Origin of the sequence: Soonwooa buanensis, from assembly GCF_900167905.1 — a bacterium.
Classification (GTDB): domain Bacteria; phylum Bacteroidota; class Bacteroidia; order Flavobacteriales; family Weeksellaceae; genus Soonwooa; species Soonwooa buanensis.
Genome location: NZ_FUYZ01000011.1, coordinates 79,376 through 96,173 on the forward strand (window position 1 = coordinate 79,376; position 16,798 = coordinate 96,173).

The window sequence follows — 16,798 nt, forward strand, 5'->3', positions numbered from 1 at the left end:
AGCTTTAAGTAAAATTAAAAATAGAAGAAAGTAATAAATTTATAAATCCGGAGGTGAAAGAACCGGTAAACTGCAGTTTTGAAATAGCTGTAAAAAGTAATATTGAAATGAAAAAAAGAGCATTAATTAGTGTTTCAGACAAAAGTGGATTGCAAGATTTTGCAAAGTTTCTAGAGCAAAACAACTGGGAATTAATTTCTACAGGAGGAACTTTTAAACATCTAAAAGACGCAGGTCTTAATCCAATTCAGATTGATGAAGTGACCGATTTTCCTGAGATGTTGGACGGTCGTGTAAAGACATTACATCCAAAAGTACATGGTGGACTTCTTGCGGTTCGTGATAATGAAGAACACATGAACACCGTTAAAGATCATGAAATCGGACTTATCGATATGGTTATTGTTAATCTTTATCCATTTTTCGAAAACGCTAACAAAGATATTTCATTAGACGAAAAAGTTGAATTTATCGATATTGGTGGACCTTCTATGCTTCGTTCTGCTGCTAAGAACTTTAAATCCGTTACAGTTATCACCAATGTTGAAGATTATGATTTGGTAAAGCAAGAAATGGAAACTTCTGGTGATACAACTTTAGAAACTAGAAAAACGCTTGCTGGTAAAGTATTCAACTTGACATCTGCTTATGATGCGGCGATTGCAAAGATGTTGTTGGATGAAGAATATCCACAATATCTAAATGCTTCTTACAAAAAGGTTGCTGACCTTCGTTATGGAGAAAATCCACACCAATCGGCTGCTTATTATGTTTCGACTATCGAAAATGGCGCGATGAAAGATTTTGAACAACTTGGAGGTAAAGAGTTGTCTTTCAATAATTTGAGAGATATGGATCTTTGTTGGAAGGTTGTTACAGAATTTAAAGAAGAGATGGCTTGTTGTGCGGTTAAGCACTCGACGCCTTGTGGTGTTGCGATTGGTACTTCGGCTTTAGAAACTTATCAAAAGACTTTTGAGTGCGATCCAGTTTCAATTTTTGGAGGAATCGTAGCGATGAATTATACTGTTGACGCGCCAACTGCTGAAGAGCTTAACAAGACTTTTTTAGAGATTGTTATGGCGCCAGATTTTACAGCAGAAGCTTTAGAAATTTTAAATAAGAAAAAAAATCTTCGCGTTATCAAAATCAAAAATGCTGTTTCTGACAAGCAAACTTGGGTTAAGGTTGATGGCGGAATATTGGTTCAAGACAATGATAATCAGTTTTCTAACGATATTAAAGTTGTTACAGAAACGCAACCAACTGAAGCACTAAGAAAAGCTTTATTGTTCTCGCAACGTGTTGTTAAATATGTAAAGTCAAACGCAATTGTTGTGTCAAATGGCATCCAAGCGTTCGGAATTGGCGGTGGTCAAGTTAACAGAATTTGGGCAACACAACAAGCCATTGAAAGAGCAAAAAAGAAATTCTCTGGTGATTTGGTTTTGGCTTCTGACGCGTTTTTCCCTTTCAGAGATGTTGTTGATTTCTGCGCTCAGGAAGGTATTACAGCAATTATTCAACCTGGCGGAAGTATGAAGGATCAAGAAAGTATTGATGCTGCTAATGAGCACAAAATCCCAATGATGTTCACAGGAATGAGACATTTTTTCCATTAAAAAAATTAATAGATTAAGTAATAGTTTGTTGCATCGCCCGAGTTTTTGACTTGGGCGATGTTTTTTTTATTTAAGACAAAAAAAGCTAAATTGTATTGTTCTTTAAATTTTAAAAATGATAAGACCAGTACAAGCAAATGACGCCAGTCGAATTTCTGAACTTTTAGCACAAATGGGATATCCAAATACAGAATCTTTTATGTCTTCTAAAATTTCAAAATTCCTTAAAGATGAGAATGAAAATAGTTTGGTTTATGAAGAAAATGAAAAAGTTTTGGGATTTATTTCCATGCATTTTATTCCTCAAATTGCGGTGGAAGGTGATTTTGCGAGAATCAGTTATTTGGTGGTTGACGAAAATACACGTGGTAAAAATATTGGCAAAAAACTACTTGATTATTGTGAAAAACTAGCGGTGGAAAAAAATTGTGATAGGATAGAATTGCATAGTAATTTTACGCGTGAGGCGGCGCACCGATTTTATTTCCGAGAAGGCTATCTGGATGTTCCAAAGTATTTGGTGAAATATCTTCAGAAATAAATTTTGCATTTTTTTGAGTTTTTGAAGAAGAACCAAATTCTTCTTTTTAATTTTGTGGAAAATAATTTTTAAATGAAATATTTTAATTGGATTGTTGGTGGCGCAATGTTGTTGGGAGTAAGTGCTTGTCAAACAACACACAAGACTGTAGAATACACACAACAAACAAAACCAGCTTATCAAAATTTACAAGTTGATGGAAAGCTTTATGCAGCATTTTTTCAGCAGAGAGCCGCCGAATACCAAGCCTTGTGCCAACAAGCTTATAATGTTGCACAATTCCGATTGGATGAGGCCTTAGCAAAAAAATCAGCTAAACCTTTAGCGATTGTAACCGACATTGACGAAACCTTTATGGACAATTCTTATTATGCTGTGGAAATGGCTAAAGAGGGAAAAATCTATGACTTACAAAGTTGGAAAAATTGGACGTCAAAAGGGATTGCAAAGCCACTTTCTGGGTCTTTAGATTTCTTTAATTATGCGGCATCAAAAGGTGTTCAGATTTTCTATATCACCAACCGAAACGAAGACGAGCGTGCTGGGACGGTTGCCAATTTAGAACGTTATAAGTTTCCTATCCAAAGTCCTAAAAATGTGATTTTGCGAAGCAAAGAAAGTAGTAAGGAAAACCGTCGTCAAGATGTTGCAAAAAATTATGACATCGTGATGTTGTTAGGTGATAGTTTGACAGATTTTTCGTCTTTGTTTGATAATCATCCAAGTGAGGAAAAGCGTGCTCAAGCTGTACAAACACTTAAAAATGAATTTGGAAAGAAGTTTATTGTTCTTCCAAATGTTGGTTATGGCGATTGGGAATCTGCGGTGTTTGACTATAAAAATGATTTACCACAAGCCAAAAGAGATTCGATTTTATATAATATTGTGAAATCAAATCCTTAAAAAATTTATCATACATAAAAAAGCAGTTTTTAAAATAATTAAAAACTGCTTTTTTATTGTTAGTTGGTTGACTATTAGAATATTCCGCCGCCAACGATAAGTCTTGCAAATCCTAAAACCATTGCAATAGAACACATAATAATACCTGCCATTGCGTTGGATTTTGATGTGCCGTCTTCTTTACCATGTGCAACGATACTTACAACTAATCCGATTAACGCAAACGGAATGTTGATCCAGTTAAAAGCGCCTAAACATGGGATAAAACCAAGCAACATACCGAAGATGGAGAGGATACCAAGAATTAATGCAATTGTTCTCATAAATATTTATTTTCTTAAATTTTTAGTGTGATAGGTTATTAAAAGTCCTGCATTAATTAACAGTCCGAAGAATATAAAAATACTAGCTTTATTTAGTTGAAAAGCCTTCTGAAAGTTAAGATTTTTAATTTCGAAAAAGGCGCGTGACGAGCCACAAAGTACACATGTTTTCCCTTCTAATTGCGATGGACAAGTCGGTATTTTGCTTAGCAAGAAATCCTGATTTGTGAAAAATACAAGTGATAAAACCAGAATTGAAATAAGCCCTGAAATTTGCCAAACGATGAAGATGGCTTTTTGTAGTTCGGTGTTGGTTTTTAAGGCTTGGATCAAATGCGTTTATGTTTCTTTTTGTAGCTTCTAAATTATGAGAAAATGTCAAATTCTAGACTTCGTTAATTTTTTCTGTAAAATGCATTGCAGTAATGTTGACTAATCTTTTAGACTTTCAATCATTTTATTAAAGTTTAGTTTTAATCTATTTTTTAGGTCAATTAGAAAGCTATTTTTCTTTGTATTTGCATCGATTAAATTTTTTGTACTTGCATCAAAAACTACATCTTCAAACTTAATAGGATTTAAATCATAAAATAAATTCTCTTTTTTTCCAGAAATAGGATATTTAAGTTTTCCTTCTTTTTTTGAATAATACAAAAATATTATGTTGTTATAGTACATAATTTTATTCTTGGGATTTTCGAAAGAAACGATTCCGAAGTCAAGATCTGGACTTAGATCAGAAGCAAGAATATTATACTTGTTATTTTTGTCTCCAAATGCTTTAATTATAATAACTGAATCAAAATTACCTTCATCGCATAGCTGTGACAGATATTTTTCAATTTTCCCATTACCGTATTTAGGTGAAAAGTTTTCGAAAATATTGAAATCTATGTTCGTTAACTTTTTATATGGAATTGATTTTTCTATAAATAAAGAATCGATGTAAGGTTTAATATCATAATTTAAATCTTCCACGTAATTTAACTTCATGTTGATAAAGCCTTTTAGATGAGCGTGTTTTAAACTAGAATTATAAGATTCTATAACTGCTGTTGTTTGTGAAAAAATAAAAATAGAATTAAAAAGAATAACAAGAAATGATATTTTCTTCATTTATTAAATGGATTTTATTAAAATAATATTTTGGAGGATTTACTAATGAAGCAAAGCCTTACATTCGAATTTTTGTTCGAGCAACATGTAATATGATGCTTTTTTTTAAATGTGACTAAGATATAAAAAAAGTGAATGATATAAATTTTTAACATTCGTTTTTTTAGTGTAATTATCAGTAATAATTATGTTTTGTGAGTCTGATTGCGGCAATGGACTATGGAAATGTTTAAAGTTGTAATTCGGTAAACTTGATCAAATGGTAATTGTTATGTTAGAAACTGCAGTTTTTGAATAGCCTGCAATAGGAACAAGCATTAACTACGTGTTTAGATTATATAAGCTTTTTGTCAGTTTCAGTTTTTAACGTTATGATAAATGATCAGTTTTTTTTGAGGCTTTTCGACAAAATTATTAAAGCAAAGTAGAATATTCTGCTGAAATAGCTATCTTTATCACTGGATTTGCGTGAGGGCGAAGCGCATTGTTGGAGCTCGTTTTTTTGAATGGAATTAGAAATGGCAAAAAACAGCGACTGCGCGGAGACCGACCGCTTGTAGCGTGGGGCGAGCGAAGCGAGCCTAATGGCGGCAAGTGGGCACGCCCAAAATTTTATAAATTATGAAATATCTATTGATTATGTTATTTGGGTTGTTTAGTTGTACGAAGGGAAATTCGCAAGCGAAGTCGATATATAGCTTTAGTGTTGAGGCTTTGGATGGTGGAAAAATTGATTTTTCGGCTTTTAAAGGGAAGAAGATTTTAATAGTGAATACGGCGTCAGAATGCGGTTTTACGCCACAATATAAAGAGCTTGAGGCTTTGTATAAAACTTATAAAGACAAATTGGTGATAGTTGGTTTTCCTGCTAATAATTTTGGAGGTCAAGAACCAGGAAGTAATCAAGAGATCGCAAGTTTTTGTGAGAAGAATTATGGCGTGACTTTTCCTATGGCTGCGAAAGTTTCGGTGAAGGGAGATGACATGGCGCCAATTTATAAATTCTTGACAAAGAAGGAAGAAAATGGTGTTAAAAATACTTCGATCTTGTGGAATTTTACGAAATTTCTTCTGGATGAAGATGGTCATATCATCGATAGTTTTGTAAGTACAACAAAACCAAACAGTGATAAAATCACAAAATATCTGAAATAATTGTTTTAACAATAATTTTAAAAGTGGAGTTTGGCTTCACTTTTTTTGTGGAAATGAATTAATTATGTAATTTTGTTAGATTATTCTAACAAAATATTTTTAATGTTCAAAAAATCTAAAGAAGCTTGGCGAAGAGAGAAGCACCAACATTCTCTTCAAGAAGTCTATTCATCAATAAAAGTTCCGCAGGATGCTGGTTTTTGGAAGAAGCTTTTGGCTTTTACAGGACCAGGATTAATGATTGCTGTTGGTTATATGGATCCCGGAAATTGGGCTACTGACATCGAAGGTGGCGCCAGTTTCGGTTATACATTGTTGTCTGTTATTTTGATTTCAAACCTTTTTGCGATTGTTTTGCAACATCTATCTCTAAAGCTCGGCATCGTTGCCGAAAGAGATTTAGCCCAAGCTTGTCGCGATCATTTTAGTCCGCCAGTTAATTTTGTACTTTGGATTCTCTGCGAAATTGCAATTGCTGCTTGTGATCTAGCCGAAGTTATCGGTACGGCGATTGCGCTTAATTTGCTTTTTGGTATTCCGTTGACTTGGGGCGTCGTCATCACCGTTGTTGATGTTTTCATCATTTTATTTTTACAAGCCAAAGGTTTTCGGATTATAGAAAGTATTGTCGGTGGTTTAATCTTTATTATTTTAGGTTGTTTTATTTATGAATTAATCGTTAGTAAACCTGAGATTTTTCCAATTCTTCATGGTTTAGTTCCACAAAAAGAAGTGGTAACCAATCCTCACATGTTGTATATCGCGATCGGAATTCTTGGTGCGACTGTTATGCCGCACAACCTTTATCTACACAGTAGTATTGTCCAAACTAGAAATTATCCAAGAACCACAGAAGGCAAAAAAGAAGCGATTAAATTTGCGACCATTGATAGTAGCTTTTCTCTGATGTTGGCGTTTTTTATAAATGCTTCCATTTTGATTTTGTCAGCCGCAACTTTTCACACAAGTGGACATCATGGTGTCGCAGATATTCATGATGCGTATCAACTTTTGACACCGCTTTTAGGAACAACTTTCGCAAGTATTTTCTTTGGTGTTGCCTTATTGGCTTCTGGACAAAACTCAACATTAACAGGGACTTTAGCTGGTCAAATCGTTATGGAAGGCTTTCTTAATATCAGATTAAAACCTTGGGTTCGTCGTTTAATAACGCGACTTATTGCTGTAATTCCAGCATTAATTGTAGCCATTCTTTATGGTGAAAGAGGAACGTCGCAATTGTTGGTTTTCAGCCAAATTATTTTGTCAATGCAATTAAGTTTTGCTGTTATTCCTTTAGTGATGTTTACAAATTCTAAATTAAAAATGGGTCGTTTTGCTAACAAACCTTGGTTAAAAATTTTAGTAATTATCATCAGCGGAATTATCCTTATATTAAATTTATACTTACTTTATTTGACGTTTACTGGTTTATAAGATTTAAGAAGTTTGTGCTAAAATTTAGCATTTTTATAAGATTTCAAAATTGGTCTAGTCCTTTATATTGACTAATTTTATCTCTTGAAATTTTCAAAACTTATTATGACAACACAAGATAAATTAGCAAAGCTTCGCGAAGCAATGCAAGCGCAAAATATTGATGCGTACATTATTTTTTCCGCAGATCCTCACATGAGCGAATATCTTCCTAACGAATGGAAGGAGAGAAGCTGGTTAACTGGCTTTACTGGTTCGGCGGGCTTTGCAGTCGTTACTAAAGACAAAGCGGGCGTTTGGACAGATGGACGATATTTCGTACAAGCTAATGCAGAACTAAAAGATTCAACAATCGATTTGATGAAGGAAGGTGTAGAAGGTACGCCGCAATTTGTAGATTGGATTATTTCTGAAATTCCAAAAGCTGGAAAAGTAGCCGTTAACGCAATTGCAACGTCTAATGCTAACTGGGAATTGGTCGAAAATCAATTAAAGAAAGCCGATATTAGTTTAGTAGATTTAGCTTTATTAAATAGTATCTGGACAGATAGGGGAACGCCTTCTAAAAATGAAGTTTTTGTACATCCAGTGGAACGTGCTGGCAAATCTGTGACCGACAAGCTTTCGGATATTCGTCAAAAAATGGACGAAATGGGAGCTACTGCTCATATCATTTCTAGCTTGGACGATGTCGCATGGACGCTTAATCTACGAGGAAGCGACGTGCAATCTAACCCCGTATTTTTAGGTTACATTTATTTATCTCTTGATGAAGCAATTTTGTTTGTAGATCTAGATAAACTTAATAATGAAGCCAAAAATCTAATGGATGCATCTAATGTTAAAATGATGCCTTATGCAGATTTTTATTCATTTTTAAAATCGATAAAAAATCAAAAAGTTTTGGTTTCTCCAAATACGAATCAAGCCATTATTCATACTTTGGTTAGCGATAATAGCTTATTAAAAGCTGCGGTTCCGGGTAATCTTATGAAAGCGCAAAAGAACGAAGCTGAGTTGGCGGGTTTCAGAACGGTGATGGAACGCGATGGTGTTGGGATGGTGAAATTCCTATATTGGTTGACACACAATGTTGGTAAAGAACCGATGACAGAATATTCGATTGGACTTAAACTAAGAGAATTCCGTGCGAGTCTTGATAATTTTGTCGGCGAAAGTTTTGGAAGTATCGTCGGATACGAAGGCAACGCCGCTTTACCACATTATTCTGCGAAAAAAGAGGGAAGTTTTGACGTTACTAATAAAGGAATTATCTTGGTGGATTCGGGAGGTCAATATCTGGAAGGAACAACCGATATTACAAGAACTTTGGCGATTGGCGAAGTGTCGGAAGAGTTCAAAATAGATTCGACTTTGGTGTTACAAGGCATGATCCGATTATCGATGGTTAAATTCCCGAAAGGTACTCGTGGTGTACAATTGGATGCTATTGCGAGACTTCCGTTGTGGATGGCCGGCAAAGATTATGCGCACGGCACTGGACACGGTGTTGGTAGTTTTATGAATGTACACGAAGGTCCTCAAAATATTCGTAAAGATCTAAATCCGCAAGAATTGCTTCCAGGAATGGTGGTTTCTAACGAGCCTGGTTTCTATTTGGAAAACAAATACGGAATTCGTCACGAAAATCTTGTTGTTGTTAAAGAAGTTGAAGCGACAGATTTCGGAACTTTCTATGATTTTGAAACTTTGACTTTCTGCCCATTCTTTAAAGATATTATTGTGAAAGATATGCTTTCGCAGGATGAAATCGATTGGTTAAATGCTTATCACAAACAATGTGAAGAAAAAATCGGTCCGCATTTGGATGGTGATATTAAAGCTTGGTTCTTAGATTTGGTGAGTCCTCTTTAAAAATATTATTAAATAAAAATCCTCGTAAGTTAGCTTGCGAGGATTTTTTTATGGGATTAAATAAGTTTCGGTTTTCAAATAAATTATGGCAACAATAGACTACCGTCACCGTAACTTAAAAATCTAAAATCATTCTTCAACGCATAATCATAAAGCTCATGCCATTTCTCCCCAATTAATGCCGAAACTAGCAGTAACAACGTAGATTGCGGTTGATGAAAATTGGTGATAAGACCTTTTGCAATTCGGAAAGTATAGCTTGGTGCAATAATGATTTCTGTCTCGACAGAAATGTGGCTTTGCTCATGTTTTTTAATCCAATTAATTAATGCTGAAATAGCAACCTCAGCAGAATTAATAATTTCGGTTTCGTAAGGTTCCCATTGCGTAACTTTTAGGTTTTCAAAGAGAATGTTGGGATTGTTTGTCACTTTATTTCCCATCCAAAAAATACTTTCGACAGTTCGCATGGATGTTGTCCCAACAGGAATAATGGGACGATTAATATTTTCTAAAAGATGTTCTAAAAAATCGACAGTGATATTCATACATTCAGAATGCATGATGTGTTCGTCCATTGTTTCAGATTTCACGGGTTTGAAGGTTCCTGCGCCGACATGTAAAGTTGTGAAAAGTGTTTCGATGCCTTTACTATGAAGATCATCCAAAATCCTTTTAGTGAAATGTAAGCCAGCTGTTGGTGCGGCAACTGATCCATCATGTTCGGAGTAAACTGTTTGATAAGTTTCTTCATCGGTTTTGTCCGCAACTCGTTTGATATAGGGTGGAAGTGGCGTAACACCTGCAGCATTAACCACATCAGCAAACGGAATTTCTTCAGGAGACCACGATAATTTTACCACATAAGAATCGGGAAGTTTTTCGATAATTTCGGCAGTTAATTCTACATTTTGATTATCAATTTCTAAAATTTTAGAAAGCTTTGGTGTTCTCCATTTTGCAACTTTCCCGATAAGGCAAGTCCAAAGCACGCTTCCTTGTTTCTGAAAATAATCTTCGTAATTGATGTTTTCGCCATAGGGTTCTAGGCAAAAAACCTCGATGGTTGCGCCAGTTTCGTTCGTGAAAAACAATCGAGACTTGATAACTTTGGTATCGTTAAAAACCAAAACTGCATCACTTGGTAAATAGTCCGAGATATGTTGATAAATATCTGTTGAGATGTCGTTTTTTTTGTAAACTAAAAGCTTGGATGAATCTCTAGGGTTTGCAGGATTGTAAGCGATATTTTCGTTGGGTAAATCGTAAGTAAAATTTTCGATTTTCAGTTCTCGTGGATGCATCATGCAAATTTCTGAAAAGTTTTATAATTCCCATATAAAAAGTTGATTAAATTAACAGAAAATATGTAGTGATATTACAAATGATACGAGCCTAAAATTGTTCATGATTTGATCAAAATTTTTAAATTTTAAATCTTTCTTAAAAGAATTACATAAGATAGTAGATGTATTTTTTAGCTAATAAAAAATCTGATAGTTATTACATTCAACAAAACAATAAGCGAAACACAAGGTGCTACCTATTATATTTTCAAATTAGTAGTATGAAATTATAATTAATAAAGTAACTTTTGTACTTATAAATAAGAATGCTTTCCAAATTATCCAAATCGACTTATTAATTTAGGTCGATTTTTGCTATTTTATTTAACTGAAATTTAAGGATTGATAAGTCTTCGGTGGCATAGTTTATGTCGCTATCTTTTCAAATTTTAAAAATATGGACACTAAAAAATTATTTGATCTTCGTGGCAAAACAGCCATTATCACTGGTGGTGGAAACGGCATTGGAAAAGCAAGTGCGATTATTTTAGCAGCTTTTGGTGCTAATGTCGTTGTTTCGGATTACAAAACTGAAGATGCAGAAGCGGTTTCAACAGAAATCAATAATAACGGAGGTAACTCAATTGCATTAAATTGTGATGTGACGAAAGATGAAGCTTTGGTGAATTTGGTTGATAAAACCTTAGAAAAGTACGGAAACATCAACATTCTCGTAAATAATGTTGGCGGCGGTGGCGCTGGTAAAGAAAGTCCGTTTGACATTGATGTGTCTCACTTCAAAAAAGTGTTTGAAATGAATGTCTTTTCCATGTGGCGTTTGTGTCAATTGGTGGCGCCGCATATGAAAAAAGCGCAATATGGTAGCATCGTAAACATCACTTCCATGGCGAGTATCAATAAAAGTCCTGCAATTAGCGCTTATGCCTCTTCCAAAGCCGCTATTAATCACATGACGGCTAATTTGGCTTTCGATTTTGGACCAGAAATTAGAATTAACGCCGTTGGACCTGGAGCGATAAAAACGCATGCTTTATCTACCGTTCTTACGCCAGAAATTGAAAAGAAAATGTTAGCCCATACCCCTTTAGAGCGTCTCGGCGAGCCAGAAGATATTGCTGGCGCGGTTCTTTATTTTGCAGCGCCTATTTCTAGTTGGGTGAGCGGGCAAACGATTTTCGTAAATGGCGGCGGCGTTCAAACTTTAGATTAATTCAATTTTAAAATAGACTTTGACGATTTTCGAGAAATTGAAAGTTTTTTCAATAAATTTAAAATTAATATTTACTACGCAAATATATTGCGCACTAAGGCAATTACTTTGCATCATCAAACAAGGAGATTGTAGCTCAGTTGGTAGAGCAACGTAAAACACTTTATTAAGTTTGAACCTTCTCAAAGAGGTGTGATAGTAAAGTTACTTCGATTATTAATCCGTGTGTCGCTGGTTCGAGCCCAGCCAATCTCCCAAAATGGAAGCGGTGTGAGGATACTGGTTACTTCGTTCAATGGAAAAAACACCATATTCAGATTTAACCACTTCTTATTTTTAATTTTAAAAAAGAAAAAAATGTCAAAATTCAACTTAAAAAAATCAATTTTCGGAACAGGAAAAATTGCAGGCGAAACCACTGCAAAAGCTGGAAAATATACAGATTACGAGTTATTAAGACGTGTAACGCTTGCCAATCTTTTATTTGAATCTAATTACTATCAACCTGCCGACGAAATTATGACGCAGATTGAAAATTTGTGTTCAAAAGTTTCGGGTGAGCAAATTGTAGAATTGGCTTTGGAATGTCGTTTTGAGCAAAAATTGCGACATACACCGCTTTGGTTATTGATTTTAGCGAATGAAATTCACGATACGCCTGTGAAAGACGCGATTGCGAAAATTTCGAATCGACCAGATATGACCATGGATCTTTTGCAAATGTTGAAGGTGAGAAATGGTTCTTACAAAATGTCGAAATCCGTGAAAAAAGGCTTGGCTAAAGCGTTTGACAACTATGATGAATATCAAATTTCAAAATATAAAAAAAGCAATTTAGACTTATCTTTAGTTGATGTTGTGAATTTGGTTCACCCAAAACCGACGGCAAAAAATGAAGCGGCTTTAAAAGCTTTAGTTAATGATGAATTAAAACCTGCAAACACGTGGGAAGTTGCTTTGTCACAAGGTTCAGGCAAAAAAGAAACCTTCGAAAGAATGATTTCTGAAAAAAGTTTGGGTTCTTTGGCTATTTTACGAAATCTTAGAAATATGATTGAAGCTGATCTTTCTCGAAAAGATATTCAAAATGCGATTTCTCAAGTGAACAGTGGCTGGTTGACGCCGTTAAACTTTTTGGCTGCGCAAAGAAATGCACCAGAATTTACTTCAGATATTGATAAAGCGATGAAAAACTGTTTTTCTCAGGAGAAAATCTCGGGAACAACCATTCTTGCTATTGATGTTTCGGGAAGTATGGGCGGAATTACAAGTTCTAATTCTAAATTTTCGAGAATGGATTTGGCTTTTGCGATGGCAGCCGTAGGAACTTATGTTTTTGAAGACTTAATCTTGGTTTTCACCGCAGGGAGCGATGCAGAACGTAAAGGTGCACATCTCGTTTGGAAAAACGGTTATGGACTTGGACTTTTCGATCATTTCAATGATATTTTCGGGAAATTAGGCGGCGGTGGAATTTTCACCTACCAACTTTGCGAATGGTTGAAAAACGAAGGTTACGCAAAAGATGCGGATCGATTGGTGGTTATTTCTGATAGCCAAGATATCGACGCACATTATGGTTCGGCAAAAATTCCTGACACAAAACCGTATCAATCGTCGTATATCATTGATATTTCGTCGCACACCCATGGAATAAAAACCAATCATTGGACCGCGGAAATCAACGGCTGGAGTGATAAAGTTTTTCAATACATTCGTGCGTTGGAAAAGGGTTTGGATTAATAATAAATTCTAGTATTATAATGAAATCCATCTCAATTTGAGGTGGATTTTTTTATTTCTTCTTTGCTTTCTTGGCTATTTTATTATATTCCAAACTAATCTTCATCCAATAGTCAAAGTCGCCAACTTTTCGAAAACCTTCTGGTTCAACATAACAAAATCCGTCCATTTTTTTCCCCTTCATAATCATTGGTAAAAAGCCAACTTTAGCGGAAACTTCGTCCTCCAAATTCGGATTGTAACGCAGCATTAAATTTCCTCCACTTACATTGACACACATTTTATCATCAACCAGAAAAGCCAAACCTCCAAACATTTTCTTTTCTGTAATGTTTAGATTTGGGATTTTCGCTAGATATTCACGAACGCGATCTGCAAGCTCAATATTGTATGGCATAGGATTTTCATTAAAGTAGTCTACGATTCCAAAATGGCAACAATCTCTTTGAAACCCTTTTGTTTCGCATGTTGTAGAGCGGTAATTCCATCTTTATCAGGAATCGATAAATCTGCTTTATTGTCTTTTAAAATCTGAATAATTTCTTGATATTTCTTGCTTCCATTTCCGAGAACAACCGCTTCCATTAATGCTGTCCAACCCAATCGATTCACATGATTTATGGGAAAACCTTTTGTCGTCGCCAAAACCTTTACGGTTTCCACATGACCGCGTTCACAAGCTGGAATTAAAGCCGTTCCGTTGTATCGATTAAAAACATCGAATTTTGCACCATTTTCGAGGAATAATTTCACCAATTCGGTTTGTCCGCTCGCGCCTGCATATAGAAAAGCGCTATCTAAATTTTCGGCTTGTAGATTGACATCTGCTTTGTGAGAAACCAATAATTTCGCCATTTCGGTTTGTTGATTGAGCGTCGCAATTAGCAACAATGATTGTCCGTTTTTGTTTTGGGTATTGACATTTGCACCTTTTTCTAATGCAAATTTTACGGCTTCAATTTTATTATTTTGAACTAAATTAACGATATCGGATTGTTGCATAACATTTTCTATTTGAGAATTTTTAAAATTTGATGAGCAAGCATTAACACTTGCGAAAGAGAGAAGGAAAAGTAAGGTTTTCATAGACTCTGTTTTAAAAACTAAATTATTCCGAAGATACGGAAAACCAAAAAACCACCCCAAATTGAGGTGGTTTTGTATTTTAAGTTGTTGGGATATTTATTTCTTTTTAGATTTTCTCCAATCCCAAGGTGCAATTGGGTTTGGTTCACTCCAAATTCCAATTTTATTGTTTTGAGCTTCAACTTCTAATTGTGCATAATTTTCGTCATTAGAGTATTTTTTAAAATGCCAACCCAAACCATTTTTCACCAATTCTTTATTCAAAATTTTTCCATTTGGAAGAAGCACTTCGGCAATTAATCTTTTGTTTCTGTCATATTTTTTCTTTCCGTCATATTTTTTCTTTCCGTTAAAAATAAGTGAAACATTAGTACCGAAACATAAATCAGACGCAAATTGTTTTACCTTGCTCCCGAATGCTTGCTTTTTTTCGGGACAATCGATAAGCTCCAATCTTACAGTTTGCTCTGTTCCATCCATTAGTAGAATGATAGTATCACCATCTTTTACTCCTATTACTTTATAAGTTGCATCTTCAGATGAAATTAATTTTTCATTTTCAAGCTGTAATTTTTGTTTTCCAAAATCTTTGCTTTCAGGATGTGTGCAACTGAAAAATAAAAAAAAAATGGAATAAGGATTTTTATTTTAGGCATTTTTGTTTTTATGATTTCCAAATAAAGTGAGCACTAAAAATACTGCAACAATAAAATCTACGAAATTCCAAATGGTTCTACCTAAAGCAATTTTAAAAAATGGCTGAAACAATATTGCTAGTAAAATATAAACAATCATTAATGTTTCGTTCTTATTATTCTTCGCATCATAAGCTAGAAATGCAAATCCCGTTAAAGCGAGAAATCTTACCAATTCATAATATCCATAAGGCATTTTCGCTAAACATAATATGAAAAGGATAGATAATACAATTTTAATAATTTTTTCCATTATAATGCTTCATCTGGATTACTTGGTCTAGTGCTAAAATTGCCATTTTGTTGCAAAATAAGCTCATATTCTAAAACATTATTATAAAGTGATTGTTCATCATCTTTACCAAAACTTTCATCGGCTAAAAAACCACCTTTAATTTCTCCATTTTTCATTTCTTTTTCAGGATCCCAACCTTTTCCATAATAGAAAAATGCTTGATAATTCCCATTAGGAAAAGAAAAAGTGTAGGAATCTCCTTTTTGGATATATGCATGTCGGACTACTTTCTCATTTTGCTTAATTGTAACCAACACATCTGAATTATTCGGTGTTTTCACTTTAATTTGTGAGCATCCATTGCTATTGCAGCTAGAATTTTTACCATAGTATTCTGAATATGGTGTCGCACCTGTTGGCAAAGAATTATTAAAATAGGGATTTTCTTCAACTATGGGTTCTTCGTAAGTTGCAAATTCTTGTGTTTGCGGAGTTTTAGCTAAATTAATAGCTGAATAATCTGTTGCCGCAATAGCTGTGGAATCTGCAATTGAATACGTGTTGGTGCTTTCACTCTTCGCACAAGATACAAATAGAGAGAGTGCCGATAGTGATATTATTAGTTTTTGAGTTTTCATGGTTTAATTATTTAAGAATTTTTCAATTCTAGATTTTGTATTGACTGGTAAATCCGAATTGTAAATTTCATATTTTTTCACTCCCATTTCGTCAAACCATTTGGATAAATAAGCTTTAACAATATCTTCGTCTTTTAGACTGTTTTTCTCTGGATTAACCTCTAAAACCAATATTTCCAAATTTTGTAAATCTTTTGTTGATGTGATGAAACCATAATCGCCAGCATCAAATTTCTGTTTCCAGTTATTTGTTCTAAACCCGTTTTGTGTAATACTCTCTGGTGTTAAATAGGTGGTTCTATTTTTATCATTTGATTTGGAATCTTTGTGATATAAGTATCCGTCTGTTATAATAACCAGAATATTTCTATAATCAGGGTTATCAGAAATTGCGTAATCTATAACATCGTTTTTGAAAAAACGCCAAACGTCTGAACCAATATAATTTTTTTGAGATAGCGTTAATTTATAAATCTCTGCAAGGTTTCCAGAGAATTTTTGATCAATTGTCGTAAAGACGTTCTTTTTTTCTTGTGGCTTCATTTTAGACAAATCAATGTTTATTTCTGAAGCGATTTTATTAATATTTTGATCGCTGGGTTGCGGACTAAAAATTACTTTCATTTTTCCTTTTGCTTTATAGCCTCCTCTTTTTTCCATATCGTTTTTAAAATAATCTACAAAATCCTTAACAATGGCTTGATCACGTTCAAAATGCTCAGGTGCTTCGGGATATTTTGTGGGTTCGATACGGTCAGAAAGGTCGAGAAGAAAGGTGATATTCAATTGCTTTTCAGTATTATTGACATTTTTATCATCATTTTTTTGAGTGGCTGTTTCCTCTTTTTTGCCACATTGTATTAAAAGCAATGCACATATAAGGAGACTAAAAACTGTAATTATATTTTTCAT

At 34.3% G+C, this 16,798-nt stretch carries 17 protein-coding genes and 1 tRNA gene; 9 read left to right on the forward strand and 9 right to left on the reverse strand.

The window, feature by feature from the left end; translation table 11 throughout:
* Nucleotides 1–107 precede the first annotated feature (107 nt).
* The 3 genes from purH (at nucleotide 108) to B5X62_RS13325 (ending at nucleotide 3,066) form a co-directional block, all read left to right on the forward strand.
* Nucleotides 108–1,622 carry a bifunctional phosphoribosylaminoimidazolecarboxamide formyltransferase/IMP cyclohydrolase gene (purH, locus tag B5X62_RS13315; protein WP_079667934.1) on the forward strand — a complete coding sequence of 505 codons (1,515 nt, stop codon included), beginning with the start codon at nucleotides 108–110 and terminating at the stop codon, nucleotides 1,620–1,622.
* A 115-nt stretch (nucleotides 1,623–1,737) separates the two neighbouring features.
* On the forward strand, nucleotides 1,738–2,163 hold the full coding sequence (locus B5X62_RS13320; RefSeq protein ID WP_079667935.1) for a GNAT family N-acetyltransferase: 426 nt from the start codon (nucleotides 1,738–1,740) through the stop codon (nucleotides 2,161–2,163).
* Nucleotides 2,164–2,235: 72 nt separating this feature from the next.
* Nucleotides 2,236–3,066 (forward strand): 5'-nucleotidase, lipoprotein e(P4) family, encoded by an 831-nt coding sequence (locus B5X62_RS13325; RefSeq protein ID WP_079667936.1) that lies wholly within the window; start codon nucleotides 2,236–2,238, stop codon nucleotides 3,064–3,066.
* Nucleotides 3,067–3,140: 74 nt separating this feature from the next.
* Here the strand turns inward: B5X62_RS13325 and B5X62_RS13330 are convergent, their stop codons facing one another.
* Together B5X62_RS13330 and B5X62_RS13340 are read right to left on the reverse strand one after the other, a co-directional pair.
* Complete coding sequence (locus B5X62_RS13330; protein ID WP_144038393.1) at nucleotides 3,141–3,389, reverse strand: hypothetical protein; 249 nt, start codon at nucleotides 3,387–3,389, stop codon at nucleotides 3,141–3,143.
* 432 nt (nucleotides 3,390–3,821) lie between these two features.
* Nucleotides 3,822–4,382 carry a hypothetical protein gene (locus B5X62_RS13340; protein ID WP_144038394.1) on the reverse strand — a complete coding sequence of 187 codons (561 nt, stop codon included), beginning with the start codon at nucleotides 4,380–4,382 and terminating at the stop codon, nucleotides 3,822–3,824.
* A 744-nt stretch (nucleotides 4,383–5,126) separates the two neighbouring features.
* On the opposite strand from B5X62_RS13340, the gene B5X62_RS13345 reads away from it, so the two are divergent.
* The 3 genes from B5X62_RS13345 (at nucleotide 5,127) to B5X62_RS13355 (ending at nucleotide 8,972) form a co-directional block, all read left to right on the forward strand.
* On the forward strand, nucleotides 5,127–5,660 hold the full coding sequence (locus tag B5X62_RS13345; RefSeq protein ID WP_079667940.1) for a glutathione peroxidase: 534 nt from the start codon (nucleotides 5,127–5,129) through the stop codon (nucleotides 5,658–5,660).
* Between the two features lie 102 nt (nucleotides 5,661–5,762).
* On the forward strand, nucleotides 5,763–7,097 hold the full coding sequence (locus B5X62_RS13350; RefSeq protein WP_079667941.1) for an Nramp family divalent metal transporter: 1,335 nt from the start codon (nucleotides 5,763–5,765) through the stop codon (nucleotides 7,095–7,097).
* Between the two features lie 105 nt (nucleotides 7,098–7,202).
* On the forward strand, nucleotides 7,203–8,972 hold the full coding sequence (locus B5X62_RS13355) for an aminopeptidase P family protein (RefSeq protein ID WP_079667942.1): 1,770 nt from the start codon (nucleotides 7,203–7,205) through the stop codon (nucleotides 8,970–8,972).
* 83 nt (nucleotides 8,973–9,055) lie between these two features.
* On the opposite strand, the gene B5X62_RS13360 is transcribed toward B5X62_RS13355, so the two are convergent.
* Complete coding sequence (locus B5X62_RS13360) at nucleotides 9,056–10,279, reverse strand: S-adenosylmethionine:tRNA ribosyltransferase-isomerase (RefSeq protein ID WP_221405232.1); 1,224 nt, start codon at nucleotides 10,277–10,279, stop codon at nucleotides 9,056–9,058.
* Nucleotides 10,280–10,715: 436 nt separating this feature from the next.
* On the opposite strand from B5X62_RS13360, the gene B5X62_RS13365 reads away from it, so the two are divergent.
* The 3 genes from B5X62_RS13365 (at nucleotide 10,716) to B5X62_RS13370 (ending at nucleotide 13,232) form a co-directional block, all read left to right on the forward strand.
* Nucleotides 10,716–11,489 carry a glucose 1-dehydrogenase gene (locus B5X62_RS13365; protein WP_079667944.1) on the forward strand — a complete coding sequence of 258 codons (774 nt, stop codon included), beginning with the start codon at nucleotides 10,716–10,718 and terminating at the stop codon, nucleotides 11,487–11,489.
* 125 nt (nucleotides 11,490–11,614) lie between these two features.
* A tRNA-OTHER gene (locus tag B5X62_RS15535) sits at nucleotides 11,615–11,744 on the forward strand.
* Between the two features lie 102 nt (nucleotides 11,745–11,846).
* On the forward strand, nucleotides 11,847–13,232 hold the full coding sequence (locus B5X62_RS13370) for a TROVE domain-containing protein (RefSeq protein WP_079667945.1): 1,386 nt from the start codon (nucleotides 11,847–11,849) through the stop codon (nucleotides 13,230–13,232).
* Nucleotides 13,233–13,284: 52 nt separating this feature from the next.
* Here B5X62_RS13370 and B5X62_RS13375 read toward each other — a convergent pair whose 3' ends face one another.
* From B5X62_RS13375 to B5X62_RS13400, 6 genes are all read right to left on the reverse strand, one after another.
* Entirely contained in the window at nucleotides 13,285–13,629 is a 345-nt protein-coding gene (locus tag B5X62_RS13375) for a TfoX/Sxy family protein (protein ID WP_079667946.1), read from the reverse strand.
* Nucleotides 13,630–13,649: 20 nt separating this feature from the next.
* Nucleotides 13,650–14,318 carry an ankyrin repeat domain-containing protein gene (locus B5X62_RS13380; protein ID WP_079667947.1) on the reverse strand — a complete coding sequence of 223 codons (669 nt, stop codon included), beginning with the start codon at nucleotides 14,316–14,318 and terminating at the stop codon, nucleotides 13,650–13,652.
* Between the two features lie 96 nt (nucleotides 14,319–14,414).
* A complete protein-coding gene (locus B5X62_RS13385; RefSeq protein WP_079667948.1) occupies nucleotides 14,415–14,798 on the reverse strand; it encodes a thermonuclease family protein in 384 nt (127 codons plus the stop codon).
* Between the two features lie 168 nt (nucleotides 14,799–14,966).
* On the reverse strand, nucleotides 14,967–15,266 hold the full coding sequence (locus B5X62_RS13390; protein WP_079667949.1) for a DUF6804 family protein: 300 nt from the start codon (nucleotides 15,264–15,266) through the stop codon (nucleotides 14,967–14,969).
* Nucleotides 15,266–15,886 (reverse strand): hypothetical protein, encoded by a 621-nt coding sequence (locus tag B5X62_RS13395; protein ID WP_079667950.1) that lies wholly within the window; start codon nucleotides 15,884–15,886, stop codon nucleotides 15,266–15,268. The genes B5X62_RS13390 and B5X62_RS13395 overlap by 1 nt, the downstream gene beginning before the upstream one ends.
* A gap of 3 nt (nucleotides 15,887–15,889) precedes the next feature.
* Entirely contained in the window at nucleotides 15,890–16,798 is a 909-nt protein-coding gene (locus B5X62_RS13400) for a hypothetical protein (RefSeq protein ID WP_144038395.1), read from the reverse strand.

What these genes read in the sequence shown, in the direction of transcription:
- purH (WP_079667934.1), top strand. Translation starts at nt 108, where the DNA reads ATGAAAAAAAGAGCATTAATTAGTGTTTCAGACAAAAGTGGATTGCAA.
- B5X62_RS13320 (WP_079667935.1), top strand. Translation starts at nt 1,738, where the DNA reads ATGATAAGACCAGTACAAGCAAATGACGCCAGTCGAATTTCTGAACTT.
- B5X62_RS13325 (WP_079667936.1), top strand. Translation starts at nt 2,236, where the DNA reads ATGAAATATTTTAATTGGATTGTTGGTGGCGCAATGTTGTTGGGAGTA.
- B5X62_RS13330 (WP_144038393.1), bottom strand. Translation starts at nt 3,389, where the DNA reads ATGAGAACAATTGCATTAATTCTTGGTATCCTCTCCATCTTCGGTATG.
- B5X62_RS13340 (WP_144038394.1), bottom strand. Translation starts at nt 4,382, where the DNA reads ATGAAGTTAAATTACGTGGAAGATTTAAATTATGATATTAAACCTTAC.
- B5X62_RS13345 (WP_079667940.1), top strand. Translation starts at nt 5,127, where the DNA reads ATGAAATATCTATTGATTATGTTATTTGGGTTGTTTAGTTGTACGAAG.
- B5X62_RS13350 (WP_079667941.1), top strand. Translation starts at nt 5,763, where the DNA reads ATGTTCAAAAAATCTAAAGAAGCTTGGCGAAGAGAGAAGCACCAACAT.
- B5X62_RS13355 (WP_079667942.1), top strand. Translation starts at nt 7,203, where the DNA reads ATGACAACACAAGATAAATTAGCAAAGCTTCGCGAAGCAATGCAAGCG.
- B5X62_RS13360 (WP_221405232.1), bottom strand. Translation starts at nt 10,279, where the DNA reads ATGATGCATCCACGAGAACTGAAAATCGAAAATTTTACTTACGATTTA.
- B5X62_RS13365 (WP_079667944.1), top strand. Translation starts at nt 10,716, where the DNA reads ATGGACACTAAAAAATTATTTGATCTTCGTGGCAAAACAGCCATTATC.
- B5X62_RS13370 (WP_079667945.1), top strand. Translation starts at nt 11,847, where the DNA reads ATGTCAAAATTCAACTTAAAAAAATCAATTTTCGGAACAGGAAAAATT.
- B5X62_RS13375 (WP_079667946.1), bottom strand. Translation starts at nt 13,629, where the DNA reads ATGCCATACAATATTGAGCTTGCAGATCGCGTTCGTGAATATCTAGCG.
- B5X62_RS13380 (WP_079667947.1), bottom strand. Translation starts at nt 14,318, where the DNA reads ATGAAAACCTTACTTTTCCTTCTCTCTTTCGCAAGTGTTAATGCTTGC.
- B5X62_RS13385 (WP_079667948.1), bottom strand. Translation starts at nt 14,798, where the DNA reads ATGGATGGAACAGAGCAAACTGTAAGATTGGAGCTTATCGATTGTCCC.
- B5X62_RS13390 (WP_079667949.1), bottom strand. Translation starts at nt 15,266, where the DNA reads ATGGAAAAAATTATTAAAATTGTATTATCTATCCTTTTCATATTATGT.
- B5X62_RS13395 (WP_079667950.1), bottom strand. Translation starts at nt 15,886, where the DNA reads ATGAAAACTCAAAAACTAATAATATCACTATCGGCACTCTCTCTATTT.
- B5X62_RS13400 (WP_144038395.1), bottom strand. Translation starts at nt 16,798, where the DNA reads ATGAAAAATATAATTACAGTTTTTAGTCTCCTTATATGTGCATTGCTT.